The organism is Cellulosimicrobium cellulans (assembly GCF_024124905.1).
GTDB lineage: Bacteria > Actinomycetota > Actinomycetes > Actinomycetales > Cellulomonadaceae > Cellulosimicrobium > Cellulosimicrobium cellulans_G.
Window position 1 is genome coordinate 213,794 of the sequence record NZ_JAMXST010000002.1, and the last position, 15,410, is coordinate 229,203.

The following is a 15,410-nucleotide window of genomic DNA, read 5'->3' on the forward strand; positions in this document are numbered from 1 at the left end:
GGACCGGCCCACGGCCGACCCGTCGACGGGCGGGACCGCCTCCGGGCGACCCGTGCCGGGACGCCCGGCCGGGTCAGTCGTCGGCGTCCTGCGTGGCGTCGTCCAGGTCGGCGAGCATGTCGAGCGCGTCGGCGACGACGTCGTCGAGCCCGTGGCGGACGCCGTGCAGGAGCCAGCGTGCGAGCGCGAGCTCGCCGACGAGGAGCGCGCGGTCCACGAGATTCTTGTCGGTGAGCTCGGTCCGGCGCAGCTGGTACGCCTCCATGATCGAGTCGATCGCCTCGGGCGGCGCGGAGACGAGCAGCCACGCGAGGTCGTCCGCCGGGTCCGCGACGCGCGCGCTGGCCCAGTCCGTCACGGCGACGACGCGCCCGCGCGCGACGAGGACCTGCTCCGGGCCGAGGTCCCCGTGCACGACGACCGGCTGGAACCGCCACAGCGACACGTCCTCGAGCGCCGTCTCCCAGCGTCGCAGGAGGGTCGTCGGCACCTTCCCGGTCGCCGCGGCCTCGTCGAGCTCCGCCATCCGCCGGGCGCGGTACTCCTCGACGTCGTACCCGGGCAGCCCCGCGTCGTCCACGATCGTGCGGGGCAGCTCGTGGATCGACGCGAGGACGCGACCGAGGTCGGCGGCGAGCCCCGGCCCGGGGCGCAGCGCGTCGACGTCGAGCGTCGTCCCGTCGAGCGCCGGGTGCACGATCGCGCGGCCGCCCTCCGGCAGGAGCGCGGTCCCGCTGATGCGGGGCACGGCGAACGACAGCACGCCGGTGTCGGCGTAGAGCTGGAGCGAGGTGAGCAGCTCCGCCTCGGCCTCGAGGGCGGCCCCGGCCTGGAGGCTGCGCGGGGCGCGCACGGTCCAACGGGCACCCTCGGCGTCCGTCACGACGGCGGTGTCGTAGTCGCCCGGGTCCTCGACGGCCAGCGCGCTGCGGGCGTCGAGACCCGGCACGGCGGCGGTCGCGAGCGCGGCGAGGGTCAACGGAGAGCGAGGCACCCGACCACGGTAGTCGCTCCCCGCCCGCCGCCCGGGGCACCCACGCCGGTCGCGTGGCCTACGGTCGGAGGGTGACCACCCCCGCCACCCCGCCGTCGTCGGGCACGCTGCCCGTGACCGCCCTCCGCGACCTCCCGCTCCCGCTCGACGGCGCGGTCCTGGACCGCGCGGCCCACCGCCGCGGCGAGCCCGACCTCGTGGGGAGGCTGCGCGGCGAGGACACGACCCGCGTCGTGCTCGTCCACCGCGGCCGCCTCGCGCTCGCCGGTCCGAGCCCGGCGGACGGCGTCGCGCTGCTCGACCCGGCGACCCTGGCCGAGGTCGGTGCCGCCGCCGACGAGGACCAGGCGCGCTGGCTCTTCCTCGGCGAGGGGGACGGCACGACGTACCTGGCGCTCGTCCTGCCCGACGACGCCGACGCGGAGGAGGTCGACATCGAGGGCGTCGACGCCTCCGACCCGTTCGCCGTGCTCGCGCGCGAGCGGTCGTGGTCGGGGCTGCGCGAGCTCGTCGGCGGGCTCGACGCGCCGCTCGCGGGCCTCGCGACCGAGGCGGTCGCGCTCGCGGCGTGGCACGCGAACCACACCCGGTGCCCCCGGTGCGGCGGCCGGACGACGGTCGAGAACGGGGGCTGGACGCGGCGCTGCGTCGCGCAGGGCGTGGAGCTGTACCCGCGCACGGACCCGGCGGTCATCATGACGGTCGTGCACGGGGAGGGCGACGACGAGCGGCTGCTGCTCGGCCACGCGGCGCACTGGCCCGAGCGGCGCTTCTCGACGCTCGCCGGGTACGTCGAGCCGGGGGAGTCGCTCGAGAGCGCGGTGCGGCGCGAGGTCGCGGAGGAGGCGGGCGTCGTCGTCGGCGAGGTCGCCTACCGCGGGAGCCAGCCCTGGCCGTTCCCGGCGTCGCTCATGCTCGGGTTCGCCGCCCGGGCGCTGACGACCGCCCTGCACGTCGACGGCGTCGAGCTCACCGACGCGCGGTGGTTCACGCGCCCCGAGCTCGCCGCCGCCGTGCGCGCGCAGGAGGTGCTGCTCCCGGGCCGCGCGTCCATCGCGCGCGCCCTGGTCGAGGACTGGTTCGGCGACCGTCTCCCCGACGCCTGACCGCCCCAGGCGTTGTGGGCATGGAAGGGGCCCGGTCCGGACGTCCGGACCGGGCCCGTTTCACGCCCACGACGGGGTGGGATCAGACGGCGAGGCGCTGCTTGACCTCCGCGAGCGACGGGTTGGTCGCGGCCGAGCCGTCGGGGAAGACGACGGTCGGGACCGTCTGGTTGCCTCCGTTCACCGACTCCACGAACTCCGCCGTGCCGGGCGTCTCCTCGATGTTCACCTCGGTGTAGCCGATGCCCTCGGAGTCGAGCTGCGTCTTGAGGCGGCGGCAGTACCCGCACCAGCTCGTCGAGTACATGACGATCGAGCCGGCGTCGGGAAGGGTCGGGGCGGTGCTCATCGAGGGCTCTCCTGGTGCGGTTCCGGGCGGCGCGTGCCGCGGGCGGTCGGTCGTGACGGTAACACCGGCGGCCTGCGCGCTGTTCCCGTCCAGAGCCCGTGCCACGCTCCGCCGACACCCCCGCCGACGCCCCCGCCGACGTCCTGGGCCGTGTCCGGCCGGCGCCCGCGTGTCGGCGACGCCTGCGAGAATCGCGGGTGATGTCCACACCACCGGTCTCACGCCCGCCGTCCCTGCGCACCGCCGACGAGATCCTCGACGCGCTCGACCCCGACCAGCGCGACGTCGCGGTCGCGCTGCGCGGCCCGGTCTGCGTGCTCGCGGGCGCGGGGACCGGCAAGACGCGCGCGATCACGCACCGCATCGCCTACGGCGTCCGCACCGGTGTCTACACCCCGACGAGCGTGCTCGCCGTGACCTTCACGGCGCGCGCTGCGGGGGAGATGCGCACCCGACTGCGCGAGCTGGGTGCGACGGGAGTCCAGGCGCGGACGTTCCACGCGGCGGCGCTGCGCCAGCTCGGCTACTTCTGGCCCAAGGTCGTCGGGGGCGCGCCGCCGCGCATCCTGGAGCACAAGGCGCCGGTCATCGCCGAGTCGGCGCGTCGCCTCGGCGTGGGCGTCGACCGCGTCGCGGTGCGGGACCTGTCGTCCGAGGTCGAGTGGGCCAAGGTCTCGCTCGTCACCGCGGACGACTACGTCCGGGCGTGCGAGGCGATCGACCGCGAGCCCCCCGCCGGGTACGACCACCAGACGGTCGCGCGCCTCATCACGGCGTACGAGGACGTGAAGACCGAGCGGTCGGTCATCGACTTCGAGGACGTGCTCCTCATGCTGGGCGACATGCTCGCGACGCAGGGCGGCGTCGCGGACGAGGTGCGTCGTCAGTACCGGCACTTCGTCGTCGACGAGTACCAGGACGTCTCGCCGCTGCAGCAGTTCGTCCTCGACCAGTGGCTCGGGGGGCGCGAGGAGCTGTGCGTCGTCGGGGACCCGTCGCAGACGATCTACTCGTTCACGGGCGCGACGCCGCACCACCTCCTCACGTTCTCGCGCACCTACCCGGGCGCGCAGGTCATCCGGCTGGTGCGGGACTACCGCTCGACGCCGCAGGTCGTGAACCTCGCGAACCAGCTCCTCGCGCGCGCCGGGCGCGCGGGCGGCGCGCACCAGGCGCTCGAGCTCGTCGCCCAGCGGCCCGCCGGCCCGCCGGTCGCGTTCACCACGTACGACGACGACGAGGCGGAGGCTGCCGGCATCGCCCAGCGGATCTCGCGGCTCCTCGCGGCCGGCACGCGCGCGAGCGAGATCGCGGTCCTCTACCGCACCAACGCGCAGTCGGAGGCCTTCGAGTCGGCGCTCGCCGAAGCGGGCATCGGCTACCTCGTCCGGGGCGGCGAGCGCTTCTTCCAGCGCAAGGAGGTGCGCGACGCGATCGTGCTCCTGCGCGGGGCGGCCCGGTCGGCCGACCCCGACGTCCCGATGCCCGAGACGGTGCGCGACGTCCTCGCCGCCGCCGGGTGGGCACCCGAGCCGCCCGCCGCGCGCGGGGCGGCGCGCGAGCGGTGGGAGTCCACGCAGGCGCTCGTCGCGCTCGCCGACGACGTCGCCGCGCTCGCGCAGGCGGCCGAGGGGCCCGCGCCGACGGTCGCGACCTTCGTGGCCGAGCTCGACGAGCGCGCCGCCGCGCAGCACGCTCCGACGGTGGAGGGCGTGACGCTCGCGTCGCTCCACGCGGCCAAGGGCCTCGAGTGGGACGCGGTGTTCCTCGCGGGCACGAGCGAGGGGCTCATGCCGATCTCCCTCGCCGAGACGGACGAGGCGATCGCGGAGGAACGGCGGCTGCTCTACGTGGGCATCACCCGGGCCCGCGAGCACCTGGAGCTGTCCTTCGCCCGGTCGCGGAACCCCGGCGGTCGCGCGACGCGGCGCCGGACCCGGTTCCTCGACGGGCTGTGGCCGGACGAGCCGGGAGCCCACGGCACGCGCCGTCCGCGCTCCGGGCAGGCGAAGCTGCGGCTCACGGGGGAGTACGACCGCGAGCTGTTCGAGAGCCTGCGCGAGTGGCGGCGCCAGGTCGCGCAGGAGACGGACAAGCCGGCGTTCACCGTGCTGGTGGACAGCGCGCTCGCGGCGATCGCCGAGTCCCGGCCCACCAGCACGGCCGCCCTGGCCCGCATCAACGGGCTCGGGCCGGCGAAGATCGAGCGGTACGGCGCGACGATCCTGGACATCGTGGGCCGCGCGGAACGGTGACGCGGAGCCGTTCTCGGGCTCCCAGGAGGGTTCGAGAAACTCGTCGAAGAAATTCCCGTAAATAAGTTGTGCGTCCCGCGACGCGCGACATATGGTCGACGAGTCCTGTTGGAGAGGGGCGCGCCGGGAGGCGGGCCTCGAACGGAGAGAGGGGGTGGGAAAGCTGATGAAGAACCAGATCGCCATGGCGAACCTGCTGGATAACGCGTCCGTCTACACGGGCACGCCAGGAGGACTCCGTCCGCGTGCAGCCGCGCACCGCGGCGGCACCTTCGTCGCCCGCCCCGCTCCCGACTCCGCCTCCAGGACACCTCTGGTCTGACCGACCAGAACCTTCCAGGCCGCGGAGTCCGTCTCGGACCCGTGGCCTTCGTGTTCTCCAGAGCACGTCTGCCGATGAGGATCACCGGTCTCTCCCGTCCTTCCTACGGACGGGGACCGCTGTCCTCAGGTCCTGTGACGACGACGTTCACACCCACGACAGGACATCACTGGAGGACATCGTGCGGCTCACCGCGCTGCTCGACAACATCACTGCCCAGGGCGGATCCGGCCCCTGGGTCCCCCACCAACCGCTGGCCACGCCCCTCGGCGAGCAGGACTCCGCGGAGTTCGACCGCCTCCTCGCGGGCCTGCTGCCCTGCCGCACCAACGACCCGGAGCTCTGGTTCGCCGAGCGGTCCGCCGAGGTCGAGGAGGCCAAGGCCCTGTGCCGCACGTGCCCCCTCGTCGAGGGCTGCCTCGCCGGCGCGATCGAGCGCCGCGAGCCCTGGGGCGTCTGGGGCGGCGAGGTCTTCGTGGACGGCGTCGTCGTCGCGCGCAAGCGCGGCCGCGGCCGTCCGAGCAAGGCCGAGGTGCTCGCCCGTGAGGCCGAGCGCCAGGCGCAGGAGGCGTCGCGCGTCGAGGCCGGGGCGTCAGTCGGCGCCTCGACGGCGGCCTGACATGGTGAGCGACGCCCCGTCCGGGGGCGTGCGCGCCAGCTCGTCGCACCCGCAGCGCGGGTGGCGACCCGTCTCGCGCAGCCGCGGCACCGCATCGGGAGCAGGGATCTCGATGCGGGCCGTGGCTGCGCGGGGCACCAGCCCGTCCAGGGCTGCCAGGACCTGACCGAGCGCGACCGCGGCCGCCGAGGCCGCGAGCGACGACTCCTCGGCCGCGCGCACGCGCCCGTCGCGCAGCTGCCGCGCCAGCTGCGGCCAGCACGGGTCCGCGTCGGCGTGGTGCAGGTCCACGCACGTCAGGCACGGGTCGAGGCCCGGCCGGACGAACGGTCCGACGACGACGTCGGCCTCGCGCACCACGACCGACAGGTGCGCCACCCCCTCTCCCACGAGCCGCCCGACCCGCTCCGGGTCCGCCGCGCCGTGCTCGACCACGACCACGACGTCCGGGACCCGGCCCCGTGCTCCCGTCACCCGGTCGTCCACCGGGGCGCCGGCGCCCGCGCCTGTGCCCGCGGTGACGACGGCCCCGGGCGCCACCTCCTCGACGAGCCGCCGCACCGCGGTCTCGCGGGGCGTCCCGACGTCGCGCAGCCGGTACGCGCCCACCCCGACGTCCGTGGCGAGGACCGTGCCGCGGTCCTCCAGGACGACCGTGCCCACCCCGGCCGTCGCGAGGTGCACGGCGAGCGCGGCCCCGACCCGCCCCAGCCCGACGACGGCGACGGTCGCCCGGGCGCGGGACGCGAGGACGCGATGCCCCGCGCCGTCGGGCCGCAGCGCCGAGAGCACGCCCACGTCCGCCGCGCCGTTCCCCGGGGCGGGCGAGACGGGGCGTCGCCGACGGGCGGGGACGAGCAGGTGCGCCTCCTCGAGGAGCCGGACGAGCGCGGCGCGCCGGCCGGGCGCCGCGGGCGGGCCGGCCGCGCGCCCGTCGGGACGCCGGGCCGCCGGCGACGCGAGCGCGCGCAGCCACTCCTCCTCGCCGGGCTCGAGCCCGGCGAGCCGGACCGACCACCGTGGGTCGGTGCCGACCTGCACCTCGCCCGGGCCGCGCCGCAGCAGCGGGGCCTCGGGCCGTAGCACGCGTCGTCGCTGCACGTGTCCTCCGCGGGTCGTGGGGCGGGCGGCGCGCTCGGCCGCCCGCGGTCAGCGTGGCACGGAGGCGACCCCCGACCCGAGTTGTCCACAGGCAGACCTCGACGACGCTTCGCAGGCAGTTCCTTGACCGGCAGCACAGCTCCCCGCGACGTCTGCTCGACCGTGCGGTGCGGAAATCCGCACCGCACGGCGTGGGCCCCTGCCGTTTCGTGGCGAGAACCACTACGGTCTGAGCGTGGTCCGGGAGACGATCGTGGAGGTTCGGCGCAGCCGCCGACGCAAGAGCACGGTGAGCGCCTACCGCGACGGCGAGCGCACCATCGTGGCGATCCCGGCGCGCTTCACCCGCGCGCAGGAGCGGGAGTGGGTCCAGCGCATGCTCGACCGCCTGGCCGACTCCGAGCGGCGGCGACGCCCCTCCGACGACGAGCTCGAGCGCCGCGCCGTCGAGCTGTCCGAGAAGTACCTCGACGGCCGCGCGCACCCGACGAGCGTGCGCTGGTCCGGGAACCAGGACCGGCGGTGGGGGTCGTGCACCCTCATCGACGGGACGATCCGCATCTCGACCCGCGTGCGGGGGATGCCCTCGTGGGTGCTCGACTACGTGCTGCTGCACGAGCTCGCCCACCTGCTCCACGCCGGCCACGGCCCGGGGTTCTGGAAGCTGCTCGAGTCGTACCCGCGGACGGATCGGGCGCGCGGCTTCCTGGAGGGCTTCTCGTTCGCGCGGGACGCGGAGCTCGAGCCCGACGGCGACGAGCCCGGCGCCCCCGAGGGAGACGCCGGGCTCGCGGCCGACGGGTCGTCCGGCACCCCCTGAGGGGTCGGGCGCCCCTGAGGGCGCCGGAGGCTCAGCGCGCGCCGCTTCCCGCGTCCGTCGGCCCGTCGTCGGTCGTGTCGTCCGTCGACGCGTCGTCCGCCGTGCTGCTCGGGGGCTCGGCGTCCCCCGTCCCCTCGGCGGCGCGGAAGATCTCCTCAAGCGCGCGGTCGACGTCGGCCTCCTCGATGCGGGTCACGGCACGCCGGCTCTCGTAGCCCGCGGGGTCGTCGAGGTCGGTCGCGTCGGGCAGGAGGTCGGGGTGGTCCCAGACGCCGTCGCGGGCGCTCGGGCCGGACTGCGCGGCGATGAGCGCCCACAGGGCCGCCGCGTCGCGCGAGCGACGGGGACGCAGCTCCAGCCCGACCAGGGTCGCGAACGTGTGCTCGGCGGGACCGCCCGCCGCACGCCGGCGGCGCAGCATCTCGCGCAGCGGGACCGCGTGCGGCAGGTGGGGGAGGGCCGCGGCGGCCGTCACCTCGTCGACCCAGCCCTCGACGAGCGCGAGCGTCGTCTCGAGCCGCAGGAGCGTGGCCTGCTGCTCGGGAGTGTTCTGGAGCCCGAAGACGCCGCCGGACAGGGCGCGCTGGAGGGCGCCCGTGTCGGTGAGGTCGACGTCGGAGAGCTGCGACTCGAGCGCGGACAGGTCGATGGTGATGCCGCGCGCGTACGCGTCGACCAGGCTGCGCAGGTGCCCGCGCAGCCACGAGACGTGCGTGAAGAGGCGCGCGTGGGCCGCCTCGCGGAGCGCCAGGAACAGGCGGACCTCGTCCGCGGGGGCGTCCAGCCCCTCGGCGAACGCCTCGACGTTCGTCGGCAGGAGGACCGTCCCGGGCTGGTCGAGCAGCGGCAGCCCGACGTCGGTGGCCCCGAAGACCTCGCGCGACAGCGTCCCCGCCGCCTGGCCCACCTGCATGCCGAAGACGGCCGCGCCGAGGCGCTGCATGAGCGCCGCGGGGTCGCCCGGCATCCCGAGCGCGCCGGCGGGGAGCCCGGGCACCTGGCCCGGGATCGTGAACCCGACCCCGGGCAGCGCCGACGGGTCCTCGCCGAGGCCCTCCGGGAGCTGATCGCGCAGGACCGTCGCGAGCGCGTCGGCCACCGACGCCGCGACGGGCGCGACGAGCTCGTTCCACGCCGGGAGCGTGTGCTCGACCCACTCGGACCGGCTCCAGGCCTGGGCACGTCCGCCCGACGGCGGGAGGTCGGTGACGGCGTCGAGCCACAGCTCGGCGACGGACAACGACTCCGTCACGGCGCGCTGCTGCGCCGCCGTGACGGAGGGGTCGCCCTCGGCGACGGCGACCTGGCGGGCGACGTCGTGCGAGACGTCCGTGTTCACCGGGCCGTCGCTCGGCGTCGACAAGAGCCGCTGGACCTGCGCGAGGACGTGCTGGAAGAGCTGGGGGTCCGCCGCGCCCCCGGCGGCGAGCGCCTGGGGGTCGAGGCCGCGGGCGCGCAGCTCGCGCAGCGCCTCGTCCGCGTCGGGTCCGAGCATCGAGCGGAGCAGCTCCTCGAACCGCGGGTCGAAGGGCGTGTCGTCGTCCGGTCCGGGCGTGCGGTCGGGGGGAAGGCTGCTCATGGCGACTCCTCACGGTAGCGTCGGTGATCACCGTAACCACGATCGACCGCCGAGAACGGGGGCTGGGCCATGTCCGAGGGCCGGGTTCGCTCACGGCGCAGCGACGCGGTCCCGGGCGGGGGACGACCGCCGGGCGACCCGGGGGAGGCCCCCCGGTCCGAGCCCGTGAGTCCGCCGGGAGAGCCCGTCGTGGTCGTCGGCGTCGGGCAGGTCGCCGGCGCGGTACGTCGCGGGCTGGGCGCCGCCGACGCGTCGCCCGTCGACCCCGAGGGGTGGCCCGACGGCGCGCGCCGGCTCGTCGTGGTCGCCCCGGCGGGGGAGTTCGGGGCGCCGCGCGCGAGGACCGACGCCGAGCAGCGCGCCCGGCTGGCGCTCCTCGGGAGGCGCGCGGGCGAGGCCGCGGTCGCGGCGGGGATCGAGCACGTCGTCGCCGTGACGTCGGCCGCGGTGCACGGGGCGACGCCCGGTCGCGCGGTGATCGAGGACGACGACCCGGTCGCCGTCGACGACGGACCGGGGTTCGCGGGGGACGTGGCCGCGTTCGAGGACGCGCTGCGCGAGGCGCTGGGCGGGGTGCCGCTCGGGCTCGTGCGGCCGACCGTCGTCGTCGGGCCGGGGATCGACACGCTCCTCACGCGGCACTTCGAGGCCCCGCGCCTGCTCACCGTCCGCGGCGGGGAGCGCACGTGGCACCTCGTGCACGTCGAGGACGTCGTCGCCGCGGTGCGCGTCGCGGTCGACGGTGGGCTCGTCGGCGGTCTGACGGCCGGCCCGCTGCGCGACGGGCTGCCCGACGCGCTGGACTCCGAGACGGTGGCGGCGGCGGCCGGCCTGCGCACGGTGCAGCTCCCGCCCGCGACCGCGTTCGGCGCCGCCGAGCGGCTGCACCGCGTCGGGGTGCTGCCGTCGCCGGCGAGCGACCTCGCGTTCGTCGTGCACCCGTGGTCGGTCGCGGCCGGGCGCCTGCACGACGCCGGGTGGACGCCGGCCTGGTCGGGCGCGGCGGCGCTGGAGGTGCTGCTCGCGGAGGTGCGCGGCCGGGTGGGCGTCGCGGGGCTCCGGTTCGGCGGTCGTGACGCGGCGGCCCTCGGCGCCGCGGGAGCGGCGGTCGCGGTCCTGGGGACCGCGGCGGTCTGGCGGCAGGCGCGGTCGCGCCGCCTCTGACGGTGCGCCGTCGGGTGCCGGTCGGGAGCGCCTCGGACGAGTGGGCGCGGCCGGCAAGGAGATCCCAGCATCCTCGGGGATGATGTCCCGGTGAGCGACGCCCCCTCCTTCGACGCCCTCCTCACGGAGGACGAGCACGTCCCGCCGCCCGTGACCCGACGGTCCCTGACGTTCGGCATCTCCCTGCTCGCGACGACGCTGCTCGTCGCGGGCCTCGCGATCCTGCCCGCGCCCTACGCGGTGCGGTCGCCGGGGCCCACGGAGGACACGCTCGGCGAGCAGGACGGCACGCCGCTCATCTCCATCACGGGCGCCGAGACGTTCGACTCGACGGGGGAGCTGCGCCTGACGACGGTCTCCGTCGCGGGCGGACCCGGCTACCCGGTGAACCTCGGTCAGGTCGTGCAGGGCTGGTTCGACCGGTCGCGCAGCGTGCGTCCGGTCGAGGAGGTCTTCCCGACGGGCCGCACCAAGGAGGAGACGGAGCAGCAGGGCCAGGCCGAGATGATCTCCTCGCAGGAGAACGCGACGGTCGCGGCGCTCACCGAGCTCGGCTACGAGGTGCCGGCGACGCTCACGGTCGAGGCGGCGGTCCCGGACAGCGGGTCGGACGGGGTCGTCGAGCCGGGCGACGTCATCGTCGCGCTCGACGGCGCCCCGGTCCCGACGTACCAGGACCTCATCGACGGGCTGGCCGCCGTCGACCCGGGCGCCGACGTCACCCTCGGCGTCCTGCGCGACGGCACGGAGACCGACCTCACGGTGACGACGACCGACGGCGGCGACACCGCGCTGCTCGGCGTGTTCATCGACCCGACCTTCGACTTCCCGGTCGACGTGTCGATCCAGATCGAGGACATCGGCGGCCCGAGCGCCGGGACGATGTTCGCGCTCGGCATCGTCGACCAGCTCACGCCCGAGGACGAGGCGAACGGCGTCGTCATCGCGGGCACGGGCACCATGAGCGTCGAGGGGGACGTCGGCCCGATCGGCGGCATCCAGCAGAAGCTGTACGGCGCCCTGCGCGACGGCGCGACGTGGTTCCTCGCGCCGCAGGCCAACTGCCCGGAGGTCGTGGGCAACGTGCCGGACGGCCTGCACGTCGCGGCGGTCTCGACGCTGGCCGACGCCCGCGCGGCCATGGAGGCGATCGGCGCGGGCGAGGGCGACTCCCTCCCGACGTGCGAGGCGCGCGGCTGACGGGCGCCGCTCGCGTCAGTCCTCGAGCGTCGCGCGCAGCGCGGTGACGAGTCCCGGGACGAGGTCCGGGCCGCCCGCGACGTCGGTCGCCGAGTCGTGCGCGCGCGACCGGACCGCGCACCAGGCCGGACCGTCCCGCAGCACCCCGACGGCGAGGCGCACGTCCTGCCGGTCCGGGTGCGACGTGAGGTAGTCGAGCGCGGCGTCCGGGTCGTCGGGCACGCCCTCCTCGGCGGTCGGGGGCAGGACGATCCGCTCGACGACGAGCGCGGCGCCGTCGACCGTCGCGGGCCACGCGACGCGCGCGAGCCCGTCCTCGAGGTCGCCGTCCACGGCGAAGCCCTCCTGCTCGATCGAGAGCAGGTGGTGCGGGTCCGCGGTGGCCGCGGCGACGACGTCGGGCGGCAGGCGGTCCGCGAGCGTCGGGTCCGCCGCGAGCGCGCCGGCCGTGGCGACGAGCGCGAAGAGCCGCGGCGGGGCGTCCCAGCCGGCGTCCGCCGCGTGCACCTCGATCTCGTGGACGGCGAGCGCGAGGGCGTGCTGCGGCGTCGGGCCGCCGGGCGCGACCGGGTCGGGGCCGGAGCCGGGTGCGGGAGCGGGGGAGGGAGCGGCGTCGTCAGGCTGGGGCATGCCCCCATGGTCCCCCATCGCGCCGTCCGGCGGCGGACGGTCGGCGACCGACGTGACGTCCCCCACGAGGCCCCGGACCGTGGGAACCTTGGGGGAGGACCGGGCGTTGACCCCGGTGCACGCCCGAGCCACGACCGAAGAGGTATACCCACCGTGTCATTCGCCGCAGCGCCCCGCCGGCCGTCCCCCGGGGCGCGGCCCGCCCGGCGCCGGAGCCCGATCGGGATCGCGATCGCCGTCGTCGGCGCCCTCGTGGTCCTCCTGCTCCTGCTCGCCCAGTTCTGGACCGAGGTGCTGTGGTTCCGGCAGCTCGACTTCGCGAACGTCCTGTGGACGCAGTGGGGCGCGCGCATCGCCCTGTTCGTCGGCGGGTTCCTCGTCATGGGCGGGCTCGTCTTCCTGTCCTTCTCGATCGCGTACCGGTCCCGGCCGATCTACGCGCCGTCGACGCCCGAGCAGGCGACGCTCGACCAGTACCGCGAGGCGATCGAGCCGCTGCGCAAGGTCGTCATGATCGTGGCGCCCGCGCTCGTCGGCTTCTTCGCCGGCGCGGCGGCGGCGTCGCAGTGGCAGACCGTCCTGCTCGCGCTCAACTCGGTCCCGTTCGGCACGACGGACCCGCAGTGGGGCATCGACCTGTCCTTCTACGTCTTCACGCTGCCGGCGCTCCGGTTCGTCGTGAGCTTCCTCATGGCGGTCGTCATCATCGCGGGCATCGCCGCGGTCGCGACGCACTACCTGTACGGCGGGCTGCGCATCGGCGGCGGCTCCGACGCGGGCCCGCGCACGACGACGGCCGCGCGCGTCCAGCTCTCGGTGACCGCCGCGCTCCTCCTCGTCCTCATCGGGGCCAACTACTGGCTCGACCGGTACTCGATCCTCACCTCGGGCGGCGCCAAGTTCGACGGTGCGTCGTACGCCGACGTGCACGCGGTGATCCCCTCGAAGGCGATCCTCACGGTCGTCGCGCTCTTCGTCGCGGCGCTGTTCGTCGTGACGGCGGTGCGCGGCAACTGGCGCCTCCCGGCGATCGGCGTGGGCCTCATGGTCGTGTCGGCCATCGCCATCGGCGGCATCTACCCGAGCGTCGTCCAGCGCTTCCAGGTCACGCCGAACGCGCAGGACTTCGAGGAGGAGTACATCCAGCGCAACATCGACGCGACGAAGGCCGCGTACGGGATCGACCAGGTCGAGACCGAGCAGTACAACGCCAAGACCGAGGCGGAGGCGGGCGCGCTGCGCGAGGACGCCGACACCACGGCGTCGATCCGCCTGCTCGACCCCGAGATCGTCAGCCCCTCGTTCAGCCAGCTCCAGCAGAACAAGCAGTACTACCAGTTCTCGAGCTCGCTGTCGGTCGACCGCTACACGATCGACGACGAGAGCCGCGACACCGTCATCGCGGTGCGCGAGCTCAACCAGGACGGTCTGGGCGCCGACCAGCGGAACTGGGTCAACGACCACACGGTCTACACGCACGGCTTCGGCGTCGTCGCCGCGTACGGCAACCAGATCGGGCCCGACGGCCGCCCGGCGTTCTACGAGGGCTCGATCCCGTCGACGGGCGCGTTCACCGACGCGGGCGGCTACGAGCCGCGCATCTACTTCTCGCCCGAGGCGCCGCAGTACTCGATCGTCGGCGCCCCCGAGGGCCGCGACGCGTGGGAGCTCGACTACCCCGTCGACGACGAGGGCGGCCAGGTCAACAACACCTTCCCGACGCAGGACGTCCAGGCGGGCCCGAGCGTCGGGTCGTTCATGAACAAGGTGCTGTACGCGCTGAAGTTCGGCTCCGAGCAGATCCTCTTCTCCGACCGCGTCACGGAGGAGTCGCAGATCCTCTACGACCGCAGCCCGCGCGACCGCGTCGCGAAGGTCGCCCCGTACCTCACGCTCGACGGGCGCGTGTACCCGGCGGTCGTGGACGGCCGGGTCAAGTGGATCGTGGACGGCTACACGACGTCGAACGCCTACCCGTACTCGACGTCGGAGTCGCTCGAGGACTCGACGCGCGACTCGCTCGTCGCGGCGAACTCGGTCGAGGCGCTCGCGCCGCAGCAGGTGAACTACATCCGGAACTCGGTCAAGGCGACCGTGGACGCGTACGACGGCTCGGTCGACCTGTACGCGTGGGACGCCGAGGACCCGGTGCTCCAGGCGTGGACCCAGGTCTTCCCGAGCTCGGTCAAGCCGATCACGGAGATCTCCGGCGACCTCATGAGCCACCTGCGCTACCCCGAGGACCTGTTCAAGGTGCAGCGCACGCTGCTCGCGAGCTACCACGTGGACGACGCGAACGAGTTCTTCTCCGGCCAGGACTTCTGGCGCAGCCCGGAGGACCCGACGGCGAGCGGTCAGGTCAAGCCGCTGCAGCCGCCGTACTACCTCACGCTCCAGATGCCGAGCCAGGAGGCGCCGACGTTCTCGCTCATGTCGACGTACATCCCGGGCGGCGGCTCGGACCGCAACATCCTCACGGGATTCCTCGCGGTGGACGCCGAGCCGGGCAACGAGGCGGGAGTGCGGTCGGAGGACTACGGCACGCTGCGTCTCCTCGAGCTGCCGCGCAACGCGACGGTCCCCGGACCGGGTCAGGTGCAGAACAACTTCAACACCGACCCGACCGCCGCCGACGGCCTGCTGGCGCTGCGGCGCGGCGACTCGACCGTCATCAACGGCAACCTCCTCACGCTCCCCGTGGGTGGCGGCCTGCTGTACGTCCAGCCGGTCTACGTGCAGTCGACGGAGGGCACGCGGTTCCCGCTGCTGCGCAAGGTGCTCGTGTCCTTCGGTGACGAGATCGGCTTCGCCGACACGCTCGACGAGGCGCTGGACCAGGTGTTCGGCGGCGACTCGGGCGCGAACGCGGGCGACGCCGACGGCGGGGTCGAGACCGAGGTCCCGGACCAGCCGGCCGACGGCGAGACCACCGACCCGGGGACGACGGACCCCGGCACCGAGCCGCCGGCCACCGAGGAGCCCGCGCCGCCGGCCGACGGCGGCACGGTCGACGGCGGCGCCCGCGCCGAGCTCGACCAGGCGCTGCGCCAGGCGCAGCAGGCCATCGAGGAGGGCCAGGCGGCGCTCGCGGAGGGTGACTTCGCCGCCTACGGCGAGGCGCAGGACCGGCTGCAGCAGGCGCTCGAGGCGGCGCTCGCTGCGGAGCAGTCGCTCGACACGGACTCGTCGGGCGGCTGACGAGGACCTCGCGCCGGCGCGACGCACGACGGGCGGGTCGGGACACCTCTCGGGGGTCCCGGCCCGCCCGTCG

At 75.2% G+C, this 15,410-nt stretch carries 13 protein-coding genes; 8 read left to right on the forward strand and 5 right to left on the reverse strand.

Features of this window, described 5'->3' with window-relative positions; all coding sequences use genetic code 11:
• Positions 1-73: 73 nt before the first annotated feature.
• Complete coding sequence (locus NHH00_RS05940) at positions 74-994, reverse strand: phosphotransferase (protein ID WP_253050939.1); 921 nt, start codon at positions 992-994, stop codon at positions 74-76.
• Between the two features lie 71 nt (positions 995-1,065).
• Between NHH00_RS05940 and nudC the strand changes: the two genes are divergently transcribed.
• Positions 1,066-2,100 carry an NAD(+) diphosphatase gene (gene nudC / locus NHH00_RS05945; RefSeq protein WP_253050940.1) on the forward strand — a complete coding sequence of 345 codons (1,035 nt, stop codon included), beginning with the start codon at positions 1,066-1,068 and terminating at the stop codon, positions 2,098-2,100.
• A gap of 82 nt (positions 2,101-2,182) precedes the next feature.
• Here the strand turns inward: nudC and NHH00_RS05950 are convergent, their stop codons facing one another.
• Entirely contained in the window at positions 2,183-2,449 is a 267-nt protein-coding gene (locus tag NHH00_RS05950; protein ID WP_047233411.1) for a mycoredoxin, read from the reverse strand.
• A 200-nt stretch (positions 2,450-2,649) separates the two neighbouring features.
• Between NHH00_RS05950 and NHH00_RS05955 the strand changes: the two genes are divergently transcribed.
• The 3 genes from NHH00_RS05955 (at position 2,650) to NHH00_RS05965 (ending at position 5,645) form a co-directional block, all read left to right on the forward strand.
• The gene (locus NHH00_RS05955) at positions 2,650-4,704 is read left to right on the forward strand and encodes an ATP-dependent helicase (RefSeq protein WP_253050941.1); all 2,055 of its coding nucleotides are present in this window, start codon (positions 2,650-2,652) and stop codon (positions 4,702-4,704) included.
• Between the two features lie 166 nt (positions 4,705-4,870).
• The gene (locus NHH00_RS05960) at positions 4,871-5,026 is read left to right on the forward strand and encodes a hypothetical protein (RefSeq protein WP_253050942.1); all 156 of its coding nucleotides are present in this window, start codon (positions 4,871-4,873) and stop codon (positions 5,024-5,026) included.
• A 181-nt stretch (positions 5,027-5,207) separates the two neighbouring features.
• Positions 5,208-5,645: a WhiB family transcriptional regulator gene (locus NHH00_RS05965; RefSeq protein WP_374614382.1), complete on the forward strand. Its 438-nt coding sequence runs from the start codon at positions 5,208-5,210 to the stop codon at positions 5,643-5,645.
• Here the strand turns inward: NHH00_RS05965 and NHH00_RS05970 are convergent.
• Complete coding sequence (locus NHH00_RS05970; protein WP_253050943.1) at positions 5,619-6,731, reverse strand: ThiF family adenylyltransferase; 1,113 nt, start codon at positions 6,729-6,731, stop codon at positions 5,619-5,621. The genes NHH00_RS05965 and NHH00_RS05970 overlap by 27 nt on opposite strands.
• A gap of 250 nt (positions 6,732-6,981) precedes the next feature.
• Here NHH00_RS05970 and NHH00_RS05975 point away from each other — a divergent pair, with 250 nt between their 5' ends.
• Complete coding sequence (locus tag NHH00_RS05975; RefSeq protein WP_253050944.1) at positions 6,982-7,566, forward strand: YgjP-like metallopeptidase domain-containing protein; 585 nt, start codon at positions 6,982-6,984, stop codon at positions 7,564-7,566.
• A 31-nt stretch (positions 7,567-7,597) separates the two neighbouring features.
• Here NHH00_RS05975 and NHH00_RS05980 read toward each other — a convergent pair whose 3' ends face one another.
• The gene (locus NHH00_RS05980; RefSeq protein ID WP_253050945.1) at positions 7,598-9,145 is read right to left on the reverse strand and encodes a zinc-dependent metalloprotease; all 1,548 of its coding nucleotides are present in this window, start codon (positions 9,143-9,145) and stop codon (positions 7,598-7,600) included.
• A 165-nt stretch (positions 9,146-9,310) separates the two neighbouring features.
• On the opposite strand from NHH00_RS05980, the gene NHH00_RS05985 reads away from it, so the two are divergent.
• Together NHH00_RS05985 and NHH00_RS05990 are read left to right on the forward strand one after the other, a co-directional pair.
• A complete protein-coding gene (locus NHH00_RS05985) occupies positions 9,311-10,309 on the forward strand; it encodes a nucleoside-diphosphate sugar epimerase (protein ID WP_253050946.1) in 999 nt (332 codons plus the stop codon).
• Positions 10,310-10,399: 90 nt separating this feature from the next.
• The gene (locus NHH00_RS05990; protein WP_253050947.1) at positions 10,400-11,509 is read left to right on the forward strand and encodes a YlbL family protein; all 1,110 of its coding nucleotides are present in this window, start codon (positions 10,400-10,402) and stop codon (positions 11,507-11,509) included.
• Between the two features lie 15 nt (positions 11,510-11,524).
• Here the strand turns inward: NHH00_RS05990 and NHH00_RS05995 are convergent, their stop codons facing one another.
• A complete protein-coding gene (locus NHH00_RS05995; protein ID WP_253050949.1) occupies positions 11,525-12,139 on the reverse strand; it encodes a PPA1309 family protein in 615 nt (204 codons plus the stop codon).
• A 153-nt stretch (positions 12,140-12,292) separates the two neighbouring features.
• Between NHH00_RS05995 and NHH00_RS06000 the strand changes: the two genes are divergently transcribed.
• Complete coding sequence (locus NHH00_RS06000) at positions 12,293-15,337, forward strand: UPF0182 family membrane protein (protein ID WP_253050950.1); 3,045 nt, start codon at positions 12,293-12,295, stop codon at positions 15,335-15,337.
• The last annotated feature ends 73 nt before the right edge of the window (positions 15,338-15,410 follow it).

Bases quoted from the DNA above. Each gene is read 5' to 3' on its own strand.
- NHH00_RS05950 (WP_047233411.1), bottom strand. From the start codon at position 2,449: ATGAGCACCGCCCCGACCCTTCCCGACGCCGGCTCGATCGTCATGTAC.
- NHH00_RS05955 (WP_253050941.1), top strand. From the start codon at position 2,650: ATGTCCACACCACCGGTCTCACGCCCGCCGTCCCTGCGCACCGCCGAC.
- NHH00_RS05960 (WP_253050942.1), top strand. From the start codon at position 4,871: ATGAAGAACCAGATCGCCATGGCGAACCTGCTGGATAACGCGTCCGTC.
- NHH00_RS05980 (WP_253050945.1), bottom strand. From the start codon at position 9,145: ATGAGCAGCCTTCCCCCCGACCGCACGCCCGGACCGGACGACGACACG.
- NHH00_RS05995 (WP_253050949.1), bottom strand. From the start codon at position 12,139: ATGCCCCAGCCTGACGACGCCGCTCCCTCCCCCGCTCCCGCACCCGGC.